The sequence below is a fragment of the Candidatus Hartigia pinicola genome (assembly GCA_020541205.1).
GTDB classification, from domain to species: domain Bacteria; phylum Pseudomonadota; class Gammaproteobacteria; order Enterobacterales; family Enterobacteriaceae; genus Hartigia; species Hartigia pinicola.
This window is the reverse complement of sequence record CP048208.1, coordinates 1,259,607-1,277,458: the sequence shown is the minus strand read 5'-3', so window position 1 is coordinate 1,277,458 and position 17,852 is coordinate 1,259,607. Positions and strand designations below refer to the sequence as shown.

Here is a 17,852-nt window from a genome sequence, read left to right as displayed (position 1 = left end):
TCATAGTCAAATTGTTGTAGATGTGGCATTAGTGAAGTGATTTTTGATTCAATACACAATGCTCGCTATTAAAATTTCAGTTTTCAACTGATTGATTTAATTTTTTATTGTAGTAATCATTCCTATTCGATATATTGTATTTTACTATTTTCATATTGTGAGTCAATACAATTATTAAAATAATTGATACGTTACTTTGTATTTTTAATTTCTTCGATCAAGATTCTTTTAAATAATTCCATGCAGCTTTTAAGTACTCATACATTGACCAGAATGTTAAGATAGCAGCAAGATATAATAATGTGATGGAAAAGTTTTCAATTAATGGAGTGGGGCGCCACAATAAGCCAAATAAAGACATCATTTGTGCTGTTGTTTTGAATTTAGCTATCCATGAAACTGCTATATTACTTCTTTTACCTATTTCAGCCATCCATTCCCTGAGGCATGAAACAATAATTTCTCTAGCAATCATCGTTGCTGCAGGAAGTGTCACATACCAAATATCAAAACTTTCTGTAACTAGCACGAGAGCAGTTGCCACCATCACCTTATCTGCAACAGGGTCAAGAAATGCTCCAAACTTTGTTGTTTGCTTCCACAACCGTGCTAAATATCCATCAAACCAATCTGTTATAGCTGCTATTATAAAAATAAGCGCGCTAACGAACAGACCTAAGTTGAGAGGTAAATAAAAAGCTAGAACAAAAAACGGTATTAAAAGAACGCGAAAGAATGTCAGGCATGTAGGAATATTTGCTTTAATCATGCTTAGTAATTTTTTGAACGAATTTAATATTATGAATATGGTGCCTTAATATATTTATTGTTTCAATGTATTATAAATCTTTTCTGCTAATACGTATGAAATAGAAGGTATTTTTATCATTTCTTTTATACTTGAATTTTTTAGAGATTGTAATCCTCCCATATATTTTAGTAATATTTGACGACGTTTTGGTCCAACTCCCTTAATAGATTCTAATATGCTAGTGTTTTTCACTTTAGTTTGGCGCTGTCGATGGCCTATAAGAGTATAATTGTAAGCTTCATCACGAATATATTGAATGAGATGTAACGCTATTGAATCATAAGGTAAAATTAGTCCATTACCTTCAGATTCAAAAAATAATCTTTCAAGTCCTGTTCTACGATCACTTCCTTTAGCCACTCCGATCAATAATGGTCGGTTTTTGTCCCAAGAAACAGATAAAGAATCAAAAACATTTTTTGCTATATTTAGGTGTTCTTTACCACCATCGATAAAAATAATATCAGGTATTTTATTTTCATTAATATATTTATTATAACGACGATTTAGTACTTGACGTATTGCAGCATAATCATCACCAGGTCTAAGTCCTTTTATATTATAGCGTCGGTATTCAGATTTTATTGGTCCACTTTTATTAAAAACAACACAAGACGCGACCGGTTGCTCTCCTATTGCGTGTGAGATATCAAAACATTCTATACGTGATATCCATTCACGGTGTAGAATATTAGCCAATGATGAGATGCGCTGATGAACAGTAGTTTGCTGTGTAAGTTTAGTTATTAAAGCAGTGGAAGCATTAGCATGAGCTAGTTTTAAATAATAAGCTTTTGCTCCACGTGGTTGTGTTTGAATATCAATTTTTCGTCCTGCTATTTGATACAGAGAATCAGTTAATAACTTTTTCTTAGCAATAATAAAGTCTAATAAAATTTCATGAGGTAACTTTCGGTTTTTCCTGTCTTGCAAATAAAATTGATTGAGAAAAGTATATATCACTTCTTCAAGCAAAGAGTGCTCAGGGACGTTAGGATAATAACTTTGACTTCCTAATATTTTCCCTTGTCGAATATATAATATATGAATACAAACAAGTCCCGCTTTAAATGCTACACTGATGACATCGAGGTCATGACTATTACTAGAAATATACTGTTGTTTTGTGATAGAACGTACTGATTCGATTTGATTCCGAAAATACTCAGCTTTCTCAAAATTCAATTTTTCACTTGCCTTCTCCATACGTTTGATTAATCCTATTAATACTTGATTATCTTTTCCAGTCAGAAATAAACGTACATAATTAACTTGTTGATCATATTCTTCATGTGAGACTATATCTTTCACACAAGGTGCTAAGCATCGATTTATTTGATATTGTAGGCACGGTTTAGAGCGATTATTATAAACTGCGTCATTACATTGGCGAATAGGGAATAATTTTTGGATCAAAGTTAATGTTGCTTTTACTGCGTATGCATTAGGAAATGGTCCAAAATATTCTCCTTTCATCTTTGTAATACCATGATGCATTGAAAGACGCGGGTGAGTTGCCTGGCTTAATAAAATATAAGGATAAGATTTATCATCTCGTAATAGTACATTATAACGAGGTTGATATAATTTAATGTAGTTTTGTTCAAGTAAGAGCGCTTCGCTTTCAATTTGTGTAACAGTTACATCGATAGATGCAATGTTTTTTATTAATTTTTCAGTTTTATGGTTATTAATGTTCCCTTGAAAATAGCTGAATAACCGTTTTTTTAAATCTTTTGCTTTGCCAACATAAATAACAGTTCCCTCAGAATCATACATTCTATAGACACCAGGTTGGTTGGTTACTGTTTTTAAAAAAGTTTTTGCTTTAAATTGTTCTGACACTATAATAAACTCTATTTAATTTTAATTAACTCATAATATCAACGATATGAAGTAATTTGGTATGTATAGGGTTACTAAATTTACGAAATATTTAATATTAATAAATATATAGTATTTTAATTTTAACTATAATAATCTTGTTATTTTTGCATACTCTTCCCTTTGAGTATTAACAATATCATTTCAAATATATGTATAAATCATTATTAATATATACTAGATACTTCTATTTTTTATATTGATTAATATACTGTAAAATTATAAAATGCATTGTAAAGGAGTAAGATTATTTTATAATACAGATTTAGTATTTGTATTGTATCTCGTGATTTCTCTGTTTTATTATGTATTCAAAATACCATAGATATTAATATTGAGTAATTTTAGTAAATATGCGTGATAATCATGTATGATGTAAGTAATAATTTTATTTCGTTAATAATTTTAAGAGATTGTTTAATATTATTTATGTGAAAGAGTAAAAAATTAAATAAAGATTAATAAATTAAATACAGTTATTGAAAATCTATATTAGTTTTTCGATATGTATTAATATTTTGAAGCAATATAATCTATGTGTTAAAAATATAATACTTTATTATTACATAAAATGTATAGAGTATCTTATGTTTATTATAGTAAAGATTATTATCAATATGTAACATATATATTCATAATTGTTTATTTGTATCATTTTTATCTTCTTGAATATTCTTTACGCATATTAGTAATTTATTGTTTAGATTGAAAGTGATTAAGGTGTTTTTTTAAGATTATTTGTTGTAACTGAAATTTATAGTCTAATATTTAAGTATGAACCTCAACATGTCATGTCATGTTGGGAAGTTTTACTTTTACAATAAATGTGCCAGGAGTCATATATGTGTTTTTAATCTTTTGTGTGTTGATGATTATCAATGTAGTATTAATTTTCGATTACTGTAGCACGGACAGAGCTAATTGTTTCAACTCCTTTTGCAACATTTTAGCTCTATTTTGATTTTTTTCAAAAGTTAAAGATTGTATGCGGGTATTAGTGCTGTGTAAATCTGGGATGAGAAAATGTCTTTTCGTAATATATTTTAAAAAAATACATAACAGTACACAAAAATCCCATATATAGAATTTCTTAGTCTATTTTCATCTACTAATTAGGAAAATATAAATTATTTAAATGTTTTTTAATTGATCTTACAACTATAATGCTGTTTTTCATTTGAAGAAAAAAAGATGATAAAATATTATGTCACAAACGTTCTGAATAGTATTAAACATTATCTTATTAATAATAAAAATATCAAGACTAATATTTGTTTTAAAAAATGACTTATCTAAACTAATATTATGTATAATTTTTTGATTAATGGTCCTCAATTGTATAAAACTCTGTTAGAGTACCTAAGTATTTTATTATACTATTACTTACTTTATTTATCGAGACCGTTATACTGATTTGTAACATAAAATGAGTGAAGGTTTTTACATACATGATTCTAAAATAAGTCATTTAAAATTAGTACAATATTAATTATAGTTTAATTTATTTTTGTGCAATATGGAGGTTCTAATGGCTGTCGCTCCTAATAAACGTTCGATAATGACATTATTTTCAGGACAAACTGATATTTTTAGTCATCAAGTACGTATTGTTTTAGCTGAAAAAGGGGTGAGCGTTGAGATTGAACATGTTGAACAGGGTCATTTACCTCAAGATCTGATTGATTTAAATCCATATCAAAGCGTGCCAACTCTTGTTGACCGTGATCTTACCCTGTATGATCCATGTATTATCATGGAGTATCTTGACGAACGTTTTCCGCATCCACCATTAATGCCTGTTTACCCTGTTGCGCGTGGTACTAGTCGTCAATTAATACACCGTATTAAAAAAGACTGGTATTCACTGATGTATAAAATTGAAAAGGGAAGTGTGCAAGAAGCTAACAACGCAGGACGGAAACTTACTGAAGAATTAATGGCAGTTTCCTTAGTGTTTGCGGAAATGTCTTTCTTTATGAGTGAAGAATTTAGCTTAGTAGATTGCTACTTAGCGCCACTTTTGTGGCGCTTACCAGTACTAGGTATTGTATTAACACCATCAAGTAGTAAACATATGCAAATGTATATGCAACGTGTTTTTGAACGTGATGCATTTTTAGCTTCACTAACTGAGTTAGAACGTGAAATGCGTTTATCTGCATAATGTTATGTATAACAAAAAGAATGAGTAAAATGATCCATTAGAGTAATTATTTATGACGTTTTGAGTAAAATGATTATTCTCTGATATTCAAACATAACCTTGAATGTATTTATTTATATTACCGCGTCTAATCGTAATGGTTGTAGTAAATTTTGCGTCATCTTGAAATGATATTAAATATAACATAATGAAGACTGATTAAGTTTAATTAAAATAAATCTTGGTGAAACACCTTGCTAAATGTAGCGATAAAAGCTATCTTGATTATTCATTGTTACACATAGAGTTTGTATGATATTCGGTCTAAAACTATAAATAAAAAAATTCTAGTAAGCGGGAAGTAGATAAAGATTATGCTACGCATACGAAAGATTAGTTTATGCGTTCTGAGTTAGGTAATGACTATTGTATAATGTAAGGTAGCAGAATTTCTTTTAGTATTGTTAAAAGAAATCTTATATTATACATTAATAATAGTAAATCTTTTGTATCCTTGTTTATTGAACACATATAGGTTGAAGAGTGTAAGAATTTATGCAAGATTGATTTTGAAAAACAGAAAAAATAATTATAACTTTCTAAGTTAAAACACTCAAGACGGGTATTTCAAATATTTTATAGAACTTTCATGCTCTGATGACTCTTATGTAAATTAATACTTAGTAATTATATGAAAGTATCGATTCATCGTATTTTGTGATTTTTTCATAGTGTTAGTATACGATACTAGAAAACTAATCTGTAAGATTATCAATTTATATAACAAAAATATTTATTCGTTGTTTATAACTAAAAGTTATTGTTGCTGTATAGATTCAAAGCTATTTACGTTTTTTGTTTTTAAAATTTCTTGTAATGATGTCAATCATATGGAGTAAGTTTACAATATCTAGTATTATATTTTTTGTCGTATCTAAATTTTTATCGAGATTATAGTTTTACGTTAGTTTGATTTATATTCTTAACGTTTTCGCATTCATAATTATAAAAGTAATGTTATTTTATCTCATTTAAATCTTGACTGGTAAAATGATTTTTAAAGATCTGTATGAAAGGATAATTTCTACTTTAAGATTTCTTATTTTAAAATTATCAAATAGTGATATATAGTAACTACTTCTAGATGCAGTACTGGAGCGTATTATTATTTTGTGCAGAGTTTGTTAGAATACACGGAGATGTATAAAGATTTTAGATAGATTAAATGACATGAGATTTGTAGTGTTTTATTACAAAGTATTGTAGTTTAATTTTTGAAATATTGCTTAATAATTACACTATTATATATTATTATCACATTGATAAGATATATTAAAATGATAGATATTTAATTAATTACATAATACTCATATTCGTTTAAACTTTTTATTCTAATGTTTTTATTTTTATGGAATAATTAAACTTTAGAAATTAATAGTTTAGTGTAACTTTGTAACTAGAAATTTTCTTCTACATCTCAATTTTACAGAAGTCGTTAATGTTTTGTTAAATTAACTTAATACTTTGACTATTTCATTTATTAAATATTTTATTAACACATAACTTAATATCTTGTATACATAAGAATAAATTTACGGAGAGTTTTATATACCGTCTGAGTATAACATTTAATTAAGATGTCATGGTTTAACTTTCACTTTTGTGCCATCATATTGTTAGCTATTAAAATATATATAGATTAATATGTTTTAATAATACATTTCAATTATATATTTAGTACACTTTATTTCATAGTTAATGACTATGAATTTCAATAAATGAATTATTTATTCTGCTTTTTTAATATAAACTATTATATGTAATTTTAAACAAATTTCAAAAATTGATTCAAGTAACTATCTTCCGAGTACCAGTAAATTAAACAATTAATTACCATAAAATTTCATTATCTTATTATTTTGTTTTTTAAAAAAGAGTTGCATTATGGTGCAATAATCAGATAGATTGCTTATTAATGAATTTAGAATAAATTAATAGTATTAAAAAATGAAAGTTATTATGACTGATATTGCACACAATTATCACTACTACCATCATCATCCTGAGTAGCATTTGGGTGATGTGTGCTGGAATACGTTCAACGATTCTTCCGGTGGCTAAAATACGAAATAATAAAAAACCCTCGGAAGAATATCTTCCGAGGGTTTTTTATTATTAATCAAAGAAATAATATAGAATAAATAAGTAGGTAAAATTATGTTAGATCAATCAAGGTTAAGAATTGCGATTCAAAAATCTGGTCGTCTTAGTGATGAATCAAGTGAATTATTAGCTCGTTGTGGCATAAAAATTAATTTACAACAACAAAGATTGATGGCTTATGCAGACAATATGTCTATCGATTTTCTCCGCGTACGTGATGACGATATTCCAGGATTATTAATAGATGGTGTTGTTGATTTAGGAATTATCGGTGATAATGTTCTAGAAGAAGAATTATTAAATCGTCAAGAACAAGGTACTAATCCTTCTTATAAAACATTATGTCGTCTTGATTTTGGTGGTTGTCGTTTATCCCTAGCTACACCAGTTGATTTTCATTATTCTGGTGCAGAATGTTTAAATGGTTCACGTATTGCTACTTCTTATCCTTATTTGTTAAAAAAATTTTTCCATGAAAAAGGCTTGCAGTTTGAATATTGTTTATTAAATGGATCAGTAGAAGTTGCACCAAGTGCTGGACTAGCTGATGCAATTTGCGACCTTGTTTCAACGGGAGCAACTCTCGAAGCTAATGGATTAAAAGAAGTTGAAGTGATTTATCGATCAAAAGCCTCTTTAATTCAACGTGATGGTGAAATTTCCAGTGATAAACAAAATCTTATCAATCGTATAATGACACGAATACAAGGTGTTATCCAAGCACGTGCATCTAAATACATTATGCTTCACGCACCAGATGAATATTTAGAACAGATTGTTGCATTGTTACCAGGCGCAGAAAGACCTACTGTTTTATCGTTGTTAGGTGATAAACAGCGCAGTGTACTTCATATGGTCAGTAGTGAAACGTTGTGCTGGGAAACAATGGAAAAACTTAAAGCCTTAGGCGCAAGCTCCATTTTAGTTTTACCAATTGAAAAAATTATGGAGTAACAAATGAAAATAAAATTTAATCAACCAATTATTTGGGAAACATGTAGTGCTGCTCAGAAAAAATTTTTACTGACTCGTCCTGTAATTTCAGCTTCAGATAAAGTTGCAATAGAAGTAAAAAAAATTATTGAGAAAATTAAGTTAGAAGGTGATAGCGCGCTACTTGAATTGAATTATCGTTTTGATCAAGCAGTTCTTTCAACTCTTCAAGTTGAAAGAACTGCTATTGACGCTGCAGAGTGTTGTATTAGTGATAGTATTAAAATAGCGATAAAAACAGCAATGGGGAACATACGTCGTTTTCATGAGGCTCAAAAACCTGCCGTTATCCGTGTTGAGACACAACCTGGTGTAATTTGTTGGCAAGTAACTCGTCCTATAGACGCTATAGGCTTATATATTCCAGGGGGGTCTGCGCCATTACTATCAACAGTAATGATGTTAGGAATACCCGCTAATATAGCAGGTTGTAAACAAATTATTTTATGTTCTCCCCCTCCGATTGCACCTGAAATATTGTATACAGCAAAATTGTGCGGTATTACTGATATTTTTCAAGTTGGTGGTGCACAAGCTATTGCTGCTATGGCATTTGGTACAGAAAGTATTCCTGCGATAGGTAAAATTTTTGGACCAGGTAATATCTATGTAACTGAAGCAAAACGTCAAGTCAGTCAAAGTCATCAGGGAACAGTAATTGACATGCCAGCAGGTCCATCAGAAGTGCTTGTAATAGCTGATCGCTTAGCAAATCCAGTATTTGTGGCTGCTGATTTATTATCGCAAGCTGAACATGGTTCTGATTCGCAAGTTATTTTACTAACAGATGATCAAGAATTTGCGCAACGAGTAATTAATGAAACAGCTATACAGATCATAGAGTTATCTCGTGCTGATATCGTAAAAAAAGCTCTGCATTCAAGCCGAATAATAATTGCAGAATCTATTAATCAATGTGTGAAAATTAGTAATCGTTATGGTCCTGAACATTTGCTTTTGCAAACACGTGATGCAGATGAGCTCATTGATAATATTACGAATGCTGGCTCTGTTTTTATTGGTGATTGGTCACCAGAGTCAGCTGGGGATTACGCATCTGGCACTAATCATGTATTACCAACTTATGGTTACACTTCAACATATTCAAGTCTTAGTCTGATAGATTTTATGAAGCGCATGACTATCCAGAAACTTTCTAAAGAAGGTTTGCTTGAACTCGCAACAACTATTGAAACATTAGCAGAAGCTGAAAGTTTAACAGCTCACAAAAATGCCGTTACATTACGTGTCACTGAAATAAAAAAATAAATTTAGGAGTGAGCCCATGAGCCAAGCTTTTAATGTTGTTAGTCTTGCACGTAAAAATGTTAAAAAAATGACTCCATATATGTCTGCTCGTCGATTAGGAGGGGAAGGTGATGTTTGGCTTAATGCTAATGAATATCCGATCGCTCCTGAATATCAGTTTAACGAACATAATCTGAATCGTTATCCAGACTGTCAACCAACTAATGTTGTTCTTAATTATGCAGCTTATGCTAAACTATTGCCCGAACAAGTTTTGACGTGCCGTGGTGCTGATGAATCTATTGAGCTACTGATTCGTGCATTTTGTGAGCCTGGTAAAGATGCTATAATGTTTTTCCCACCGACTTATGGTATGTACAGCGTCAGTGCTGAAACCTTTGGTGTTGAACAGAAAAAAATTACACTATTTTCTGATTGGTCTTTAGATGTAAAAGCAATTCGTAAAAATCTATCAAACACTAAACTCATTTATATTTGTAATCCAAACAATCCAACTGGCAATGTTTTTAATACAAAAGATCTTACCGAAATTTTAGAAATGACAACTAATTCTGCGTTAGTTGTTATTGATGAAGCATATATTGAATTTTGTCCTGAATATAGTGTAACTAGCTGGTTGAAAAATTATCCTAATCTTGTTGTATTGAGAACTTTATCTAAAGCATTTGCACTTGCAGGATTGCGCTGTGGCTTTACGTTAGCTTCCACAGATGTTATCGATCTTTTATTAAAGGTGATTGCTCCGTATCCATTATCAACACCTGTTGCAAAAATTGCTTCTCAAGCATTAAATCTGGATGGTATTACAATTATGAAAAGTCGCATTGCTACTATTACTAAGAATCGTACTTTACTATCAAGAGCATTAAGTAAGTTATCTATTATAGAAAAAATTTTTCCAAGTGAAACTAACTATATTTTAGTACGTTTTTTTAATAGCAGAAAAGTATTTACAACTCTTTGGGATCAAGGAATTATTCTTCGTGATCAACATAAGCAAGTGGGGCTAAGTCATTGCTTACGTATTACTATCGGTACTGAAACAGAAAATCTTCGTGTTATTGAAGCTATTAAAGCACTTTGTTAAACCTGAGCATAGGAAACATTCATGAGCCAAAAAATACTTTTTATTGACCGTGATGGTACAGTAATTACTGAGTCACCTAAAGATTTTCAGATTGATAGTTTAAACAAATTATTTTTTGAAAAAGATGTTATTCCAAGCTTATTAGCATTACAAAAAGCTCATTATCATTTAGTTATGGTGACTAATCAAGATGGGTTAGGAACAGAAAGTTTCCCAAAATCTAGTTTTGAACAGCCGCATAATTTCATGATGCAGATATTTAAGTCACAAGGCGTGCACTTTGATAGGGTGTTAATTTGCCCTCATAAACCTTCAGATAACTGCGATTGTCGTAAACCTAAATTAGCACTTGTTCAACATTATCTTAAAGAGGGTCAATTAGACAAAGTTAATAGTTACGTCATTGGTGATCGAGTCACGGACCTTCAATTTGCTGAAAATATGGGTATTAAAGGGTTACACTATAGTTCTGAATTATTAAATTGGAATGCTCTTACTAAAAAATTGATTAAACGTGATCGACATGCACTGGTTGAACGCATTACCAAAGAAACTAATATTCAAGTAGAAGTTTGGTTGGACAGAGAAGGTAATAGTAAAATTAATACCGGAATTGGCTTCTTTGATCATATGCTGGATCAAATTGCGATACATGGTGGGTTATGTTTCCACATCGAAGTTAAAGGAGATTTATTTATTGATGATCATCATTCAGTAGAAGATACAGCCTTAGCACTTGGGAAAGCGTTACAAATCGCTCTTGGCGATAAACGTGGCATTTCGCGTTTTGGATTTGTGCTACCTATGGATGATTGCCAAGCATCTTGCGTATTAGATATTTCGGGTAGACCTTATCTTGAATATAAAGCTGCATTTAAATATCAAACTGTTGGAAATCTCAGTACTGAAATGATTGAGCATTTTTTTAGTTCTTTCTCTTATGCTATGGGTTGCACTCTACACCTTAAAACTAAGGGAAAAAATGATCATCATAAAATAGAAAGTTTATTCAAGGTGTTTGGTCGTACGTTACGTCAAGCTATTAGAGTTGAAGGGGATATGCTCCCAAGTTCAAAAGGAATTTTATAATGAATATAGTAATTCTTGATACGGGTTGTGCAAATTTAGCCTCTGTTGCTTATGCTATAAAACGTTTATGCTATACTCCAGAAATTAGCCGTAACATAAAAACTATTTTGCAAGCAGATAAAGTTTTTTTGCCGGGTGTTGGTACTGCTAGCGCAGCTATGAAAAAACTTCATGAACGTGAACTCGTGTCTTTAATTAAGATATTGAAACAGCCTGTTTTAGGAATATGTTTGGGTATGCAATTAATGGGCAGTTTTAGTGAAGAAGGAAACATACCTGTCCCTTTACTTGGATTAATTGATAGTCCAGTACAAAAAATAGAAACTAAAGGTTTACCTATTCCACATAGTGGATGGAATCAGGTACAATTTCTAGCAGATAATCCTCTATTTAAAGATATTCGTGATGGTACTTATTTTTATTTTGTGCATAGTTACTCAATGCCTATTTCAGTTAATACGATTGCTAAAACACAATATGGTAATGTATTAAGCAGTGCTGTAAATCAAAAAAACTTCTATGGTGTTCAATTTCATCCTGAACGTTCAGGTGCTGCTGGTTCTCGTCTGATTCAGAATTTTTTGGAGATGTAAATAATATGATTATTCCTGCATTAGATTTAATTGATGGTAACGTTGTTCGCTTATATCAAGGGAATTACGCTAAAAAGATAGCTTATGAAAATAATCCTTTAAGTTGTTTGCAACAATATGAACAACAAGGTGCAAAATTATTACATCTTATTGATTTAGCGGGTGCAAAAGATCCAAAAAAACGACAAATTCTCCTACTTGAAAAATTATTATCGAGCGTTTCTATTCCAATTCAAGTCGGTGGAGGCATTCGAACTGAAGAGGACATTAAAACGCTTTTACAATCAAATGCTGCTCGTGTGGTAATCAGTTCTATTGCGATCAAACAACCTGAACTAGTAAAATCTTGGTTTAAGCGTTATGGTAGTGATGTTATTGTGTTAGCGCTAGATGTACATATCAATAAACAAAATATTAAAGAAATTGCAATTAGTGGATGGCAAGAAAATTCTAATTTATCATTGGAGCAAGTTATTGATATGTACCAGCCTTATGGGTTAAAACATGTAGTGTGCACAGATATTTCAAGGGATGCAACTTTATCTGGTGCAAATATTAATTTATATCAAGAAATTAGCCAAAAATACCCTACAATAGAATTTCAAGCATCTGGCGGTATTGGTTCGTTAAATGATATAGTAGCTATTTCTTCCTCTGGAGCTGTAGGAGTTATTGTAGGGCGAGCTTTACTTGAAAGTAAATTTACTGTTGTGGAGGCGGTTAAATGTTGGCAAAACGTATAATACCTTGTTTAGATGTTCGTGATGGGAAAGTGGTAAAAGGCATACAATTTCGCAATCATGAAATTGTTGGTGATATTGTTCCACTCGCTCGACGTTATGCTAAAGAAGGAGCTGATGAGCTGGTTTTTTATGATATTAATGCTTCATCTGATGGTCGTTTAGTTGATAAAAGTTGGGTCTCTAAAGTTGCTGAAGTTATTGATATTCCTTTCTGTGTTGCAGGTGGTATTCAAAGCATTACAGAAGCCGCGCAAATCTTATCATTTGGTGCTGACAAAATATCCATTAACTCACCAGCACTTGTAGATCCAACATTAATTAGCCGTCTTGCAGAGCGTTTTGGTGTGCAATGTATCGTAGTTGGTATCGATAGTTGGTTTGATAAATTAACAAAAAACTATTTGGTTTATCAATTCACCGGTGACGAAAAACGCATCACCCAAACTCAGTGGAAAACTTTAGATTGGGTAAAAGTAGTACAAAAACTAGGTACTGGTGAAATTGTTTTAAATATGATGAATCAAGATGGTGTACGTCAAGGGTATGATTTAGTACAACTAAAAGAAATACGGGAAGTTTGTCAAGTTCCTTTAATCGCTTCTGGTGGTGCTGGTGAACGGGTGCATTTCCTTGATGCATTTACTGAGACCAATGTTGATGGCGCATTAGCAGCTTCTGTATTTCATAAGAAAGTAATCAATATTTATAAATTAAAACAATATCTTGAAAAGAATGGAGTTCAAATTAGAGTATGTTAACAATAGAACAATTTAACCAACTCACATGGCAAAAAGTTAATGAACTTATGCCTGTTATTGTGCAACATGCTACTTCTGGTGATGTGTTGATGCTAGGCTATATGAATCAAGAAGCTTTAAAAGTAACTTTAGAAAGTCGAAAAGTCACTTTTTATTCTAGAACTAAACAACGTTTATGGACAAAAGGAGAGATGTCAGGAAATTTTCTTAATCTTGTTGACATTTATCCTGACTGTGATAATGACACTTTATTAGCATTAGTTCAACCTGTTGGTTTAACTTGTCATAATGGCACAGCAAGCTGTTTTTCTCCGGCTCAAAGTCATTGGGGTTTTTTATTTGAACTTGAAACTTTACTCAAGTCACGTAAAATGGCAGATACTACAAATTCTTATACTGCGCGTCTTTATGCAAGTGGAACTAAACGCATTGCACAAAAAGTCGGTGAAGAAGGTGTTGAGACTGCATTAGCTGCTACTGTTAATGATCGAGAAGAGTTAACTAATGAAGCCGCTGATTTGGTTTATCATTTACTGGTATTATTACAAGATCAACAGTTAGATTTAAGTAAAATTATTCAACGTCTCAAAATTCGTCATCAATAATATTTTAGCTGCTTCTATGATAACAAAAGGCTAAAGATGATAAGTCAGTTGAAATACATATGATCAAACATTATGCTTCAACTGCTCACTTAGCTTAAAAAAATTTGAAGTATAACAACAGGTATAGGCATCTGTATTTTTTATAAGTATAAGATTATATCTATATTCTTAGATGTTTATTTGTTTTAGATTTGATTTGACAAATATCTGCATATACATATTTGTCAGATCAAGTCTGGGTTAATTTTTAAAAATAATCTCTGTGTCTATTTAATAATATCTTTATTAGTATTGATTAGTAGTATAATTTTTGCACATCTGTAAAAGATGATGAAAAATCTTTTTGTAAATCTTACTATTTTATATATCTTCTCAGTGCTAGAAATGTCTACAGTGGTTACATTAGACAAGAAATATTCCAATAGATGGAATAATTATTTTGTTTGTGAGACGTAACGTATGTGTTATTAAAAAGTCTATATACAAAGCTGTGCATGTAGCTATATATTTATAAAGTTAGTTTTGATATAATAATATTCGTAGTAATTTTTTGCTAAAAGACAATGCATACTACTTTGAGTAAACTTTTAAAATAGAAAATTTTTTAGAAAAATTTATTTTTATTAGTAAAAGTGTTAAAATATAGTTAATGATAACTACTGAGTTCTACGTAAAAATAGCTAAAATAGTTAACATAAATTTTTCTTCGTTGTGAATGAAGAAAATATTATGAATATCGATTTCTTGTTTTAAAATACGATCAGGTAAGAACAAGATTTCCGGTATGAAATAATATTATCTTAGTAGATACTTAAGATTAATTTCATGTAACGACAGTGACTATAGCTAATAATATCGCAGATAAAAGAGTACTTAAATATCTTTATCTTGAACAAAGATTACTGTCATTATGGTATAGATTTACTAATTAGTCGATAATTATCGATATATAGCTAAAAATTTATAGATAATCTATATGATATACTAAGTGCCATTATTAGCAGCGCTATAATAACATGAAGTTTATATTTTAAATAATATTAATAATTACTTAGTCGTTAAATATATTTTTCGTTAATTAAAAAAAATTTTAAAACATCTTGAAAAATTATATGACGTATTTTGAATATCGTGTTCAGTTTGTGAATATTATATTCATTATCTAAAGAATTTTAAAAAATATTTAAGATGCTTTATTCTAGAAATTAAAGTAATAATATTGTAATTTTCTACAGCTATTATATAAATTTCATTAAGACTTGCACTTGATCTCTAAAATGACTCTTTCTTTTTACTTCAAAATTTTCATTTGACTCTTTTAAAAGAGTTCTTTAACAGATTTAATTATTTTATATATTTTATTATCGCATGAAAAATAATTTATTTTAAAATCTCGCGTTATTTATAAATAATAAATACAAATTTTCAAAAAATATTTTTATTTGGTTTAGAGAACACAGTTATTATTCTGTAACTATGTTATTTTTTTTTAAAATATATTAGATTGTATGATAGTCTAATATTCAGACTATACCAAAACACTATCTTAATTACGGACACTGATAAATAAAAGTAATATTTTAAATTGTCTTATGTTAGAAACAAATTCTATTTAATCAATGATAATATCAATACTCTAGCTGTCAATTGATTATTATATTATAATGTTTATATTTACTTACTCTGTATCAAAAATCACTTTTTGTTAGATATAAACTAAACTAAAATAAAATAATTAAGTTTATATAGATAAACCATATCAGCTAAAAACAAGGTCCGATTAATGTCTATACAATTTAAAGTACACTTAATGTATAATGCAGATGCATATGCTAAGTTTATAATTTTTATAAATAGACTTGTAATTATCAAAAACCGAAAGATTACACTAATACATAGAGGATAATGCTAATGGTTCTCGGCAAGCCACAAACAGACCCTACTCTTGAATGGTTTTTGTCACACTGCCATATTCATAAATATCCATCTAAAAGTACACTGATTCATCAGGGTGAAAAATCAGAAACTCTTTATTATATAGTTAAAGGCTCTGTAGCTGTCTTCATTAAAGATCAAGAAGGAAAAGAGATAATTCTTTCCTATTTAAATCAGGGTGACTTTATTGGTGAACTGGGGTTGTTTGAAGAGGGGCAAGAGCGTTCAGCGTGGGTTAGAGCAAAAAGTTCCTGCGAAGTTGCTGAGATTTTTTATAAAAAATTCCGTCAACTTATTGAAATTAAATCTGATATTCTTATGCGACTTTCTGCGCAAATGGCTAATCGGTTGCAAATGACATCAGAAAAAGTTGCTAATTTTGCCTTCCTTGATGTGACAGGACGTATTGCACAAACGCTGCTTAATTTAGCAAAACAACCCGATGCAATAACACATCCTGATGGTATGCAAATCAAAATTACTCGCCAAGAAATTGGACAAATCGTTGGTTGTTCACGTGAAACAGTAGGGCGTATTTTAAAAATGTTAGAAGATCAAAAGTTAATTTCCGCACATGGTAAAACTATTGTAGTATATGGCACTCGCTAATCTAATATATTCAATTAAGATTTTTAGTTTTTTCAGGGTTATAATTGGTTTCAATAAATATGTTTTAATTAATAATATAGTTTTTGTATTGGTAATTTAGTCAAACAGTTTTTTATTGACACATAAAATATTTTAATTAAAACCATAACGTCAATTTTTGTAGAATTTTTATGTGTATATTAATTAGTTTAATATATTATCTTATTGTACAAAACAGTCTAGTCAAAGAGTATTGTTTGATATTGAAGATTCTTAATAAGAAATTTTTTCTTTAAAATTTTGAAGAATATTTTTGATATACAATTAATTTTTTAATATTTTTATCGAAATGATTAGAGTTTACAATAATGACATGAGTGAAAGAATATTGAAATGTTTTTAAGTTTTTTTGTTCAAAAGTTAAAATAACTAGCGTCAGTAGGAATTTAATATGTATTAAATCTTTTATGTTTCACTGTTGTATATTAAACAATAAATGAATCATCTAAAATGAATTCTGTTTATGTTTCCGGCGAAATTATAGTTAATGACTATTTAAAATTCTTTTCAACAAATACTATTCGTCACAAGAAAACAATTTTAAAAAAATAAGAAAGGGATTGTTAAGATTGTTATTGGCAGTCGTCAAAATTCTAACACTCTTTTCGTGATGATGGATGCCAGAGAAGTGAAAAATACGGATATGCATTATTAAAAGTTATAATTCTGGATTATGTAGATACGTATATATATTAGATGTAATTTTAGTAAAAATATTTTATTTCATAGATAAACGCGATATCTATTATGGCTTTAAGTCTGTAGAAAAACATCACTTGTATTATTGAGGACTTTATTATAGTAGATAATTTGAATATGATTTCAATATTTTGTATAAGATTTATGATGTGTTTGAAGAAATTTTTAAAATAATGAAATATTATACATACTATATTTTTAATAGAACCTCAAACATTTAGGACTCGAAAATCACGTTGGTTAACTGTAAAAGCAGTATCGGATATAACAGAATTAGAATAGGTATTAACATACTTAAAGCCTTAATTAAGCTTATTAGTATTTATTATCTTATTGTTTAACAGAAATACTGAATAGGCTCTTAATTGTTTTTAAATGCATCATTACAAAAATGCCAAGTGATAAATTTATACGTACTGTTCTATGATAATT

The 17,852-nt window shown here is 29.7% G+C and carries 12 protein-coding genes and 1 other annotated feature; of the genes, 10 read left to right on the top strand and 2 right to left on the bottom strand.

The annotated features are described in order from the left end of the window. Positions 1–217: 217 nt before the first annotated feature. The gene (gene pgsA / locus GFV14_RS02390; protein WP_457914683.1) at positions 218–766 is read right to left on the bottom strand and encodes a CDP-diacylglycerol--glycerol-3-phosphate 3-phosphatidyltransferase; all 549 of its coding nucleotides are present in this window, start codon (positions 764–766) and stop codon (positions 218–220) included. A 57-nt stretch (positions 767–823) separates the two neighbouring features. Then, positions 824–2,656: an excinuclease ABC subunit UvrC gene (gene uvrC / locus GFV14_RS02385; protein ID WP_457914081.1), complete on the bottom strand. Its 1,833-nt coding sequence runs from the start codon at positions 2,654–2,656 to the stop codon at positions 824–826. Between the two features lie 1,567 nt (positions 2,657–4,223). Here uvrC and sspA point away from each other — a divergent pair. The 10 genes from sspA to crp all read left to right on the top strand — a co-directional run bounded on the left by sspA (position 4,224) and on the right by crp (position 16,682). Next, positions 4,224–4,859, top strand: a complete 636-nt coding sequence (gene sspA, locus GFV14_RS02380; RefSeq protein ID WP_457914080.1) for a stringent starvation protein SspA — start codon at positions 4,224–4,226, stop codon at positions 4,857–4,859. A gap of 2,024 nt (positions 4,860–6,883) precedes the next feature. Then, positions 6,884–7,012 (top strand) — a sequence feature (His leader region). A gap of 43 nt (positions 7,013–7,055) precedes the next feature. After that, a complete protein-coding gene (gene hisG, locus GFV14_RS02375; RefSeq protein WP_457914079.1) occupies positions 7,056–7,955 on the top strand; it encodes an ATP phosphoribosyltransferase in 900 nt (299 codons plus the stop codon). Between the two features lie 3 nt (positions 7,956–7,958). Next, entirely contained in the window at positions 7,959–9,263 is a 1,305-nt protein-coding gene (gene hisD / locus GFV14_RS02370) for a histidinol dehydrogenase (RefSeq protein WP_457914078.1), read from the top strand. A 16-nt stretch (positions 9,264–9,279) separates the two neighbouring features. Continuing rightward, positions 9,280–10,350: a histidinol-phosphate transaminase gene (gene hisC, locus GFV14_RS02365; protein ID WP_457914077.1), complete on the top strand. Its 1,071-nt coding sequence runs from the start codon at positions 9,280–9,282 to the stop codon at positions 10,348–10,350. A gap of 21 nt (positions 10,351–10,371) precedes the next feature. After that, complete coding sequence (hisB, locus tag GFV14_RS02360; RefSeq protein WP_457914076.1) at positions 10,372–11,439, top strand: bifunctional histidinol-phosphatase/imidazoleglycerol-phosphate dehydratase HisB; 1,068 nt, start codon at positions 10,372–10,374, stop codon at positions 11,437–11,439. Continuing rightward, complete coding sequence (hisH, locus tag GFV14_RS02355; RefSeq protein ID WP_457914075.1) at positions 11,439–12,032, top strand: imidazole glycerol phosphate synthase subunit HisH; 594 nt, start codon at positions 11,439–11,441, stop codon at positions 12,030–12,032. Before hisB ends, hisH begins: the two co-directional genes overlap by 1 nt. A gap of 5 nt (positions 12,033–12,037) precedes the next feature. Further along, positions 12,038–12,775: a 1-(5-phosphoribosyl)-5-[(5-phosphoribosylamino)methylideneamino]imidazole-4-carboxamide isomerase gene (gene hisA, locus GFV14_RS02350; RefSeq protein ID WP_457914074.1), complete on the top strand. Its 738-nt coding sequence runs from the start codon at positions 12,038–12,040 to the stop codon at positions 12,773–12,775. After that, positions 12,757–13,533 (top strand): imidazole glycerol phosphate synthase subunit HisF, encoded by a 777-nt coding sequence (hisF, locus tag GFV14_RS02345; RefSeq protein ID WP_457914073.1) that lies wholly within the window; start codon positions 12,757–12,759, stop codon positions 13,531–13,533. The genes hisA and hisF overlap by 19 nt, the downstream gene beginning before the upstream one ends. Next, positions 13,527–14,138 carry a bifunctional phosphoribosyl-AMP cyclohydrolase/phosphoribosyl-ATP diphosphatase HisIE gene (gene hisIE / locus GFV14_RS02340; protein WP_457914072.1) on the top strand — a complete coding sequence of 204 codons (612 nt, stop codon included), beginning with the start codon at positions 13,527–13,529 and terminating at the stop codon, positions 14,136–14,138. Before hisF ends, hisIE begins: the two co-directional genes overlap by 7 nt. 1,911 nt (positions 14,139–16,049) lie before the next feature. Then, positions 16,050–16,682 carry a cAMP-activated global transcriptional regulator CRP gene (gene crp, locus GFV14_RS02335; RefSeq protein ID WP_457914071.1) on the top strand — a complete coding sequence of 211 codons (633 nt, stop codon included), beginning with the start codon at positions 16,050–16,052 and terminating at the stop codon, positions 16,680–16,682. Positions 16,683–17,852 lie beyond the last annotated feature (1,170 nt).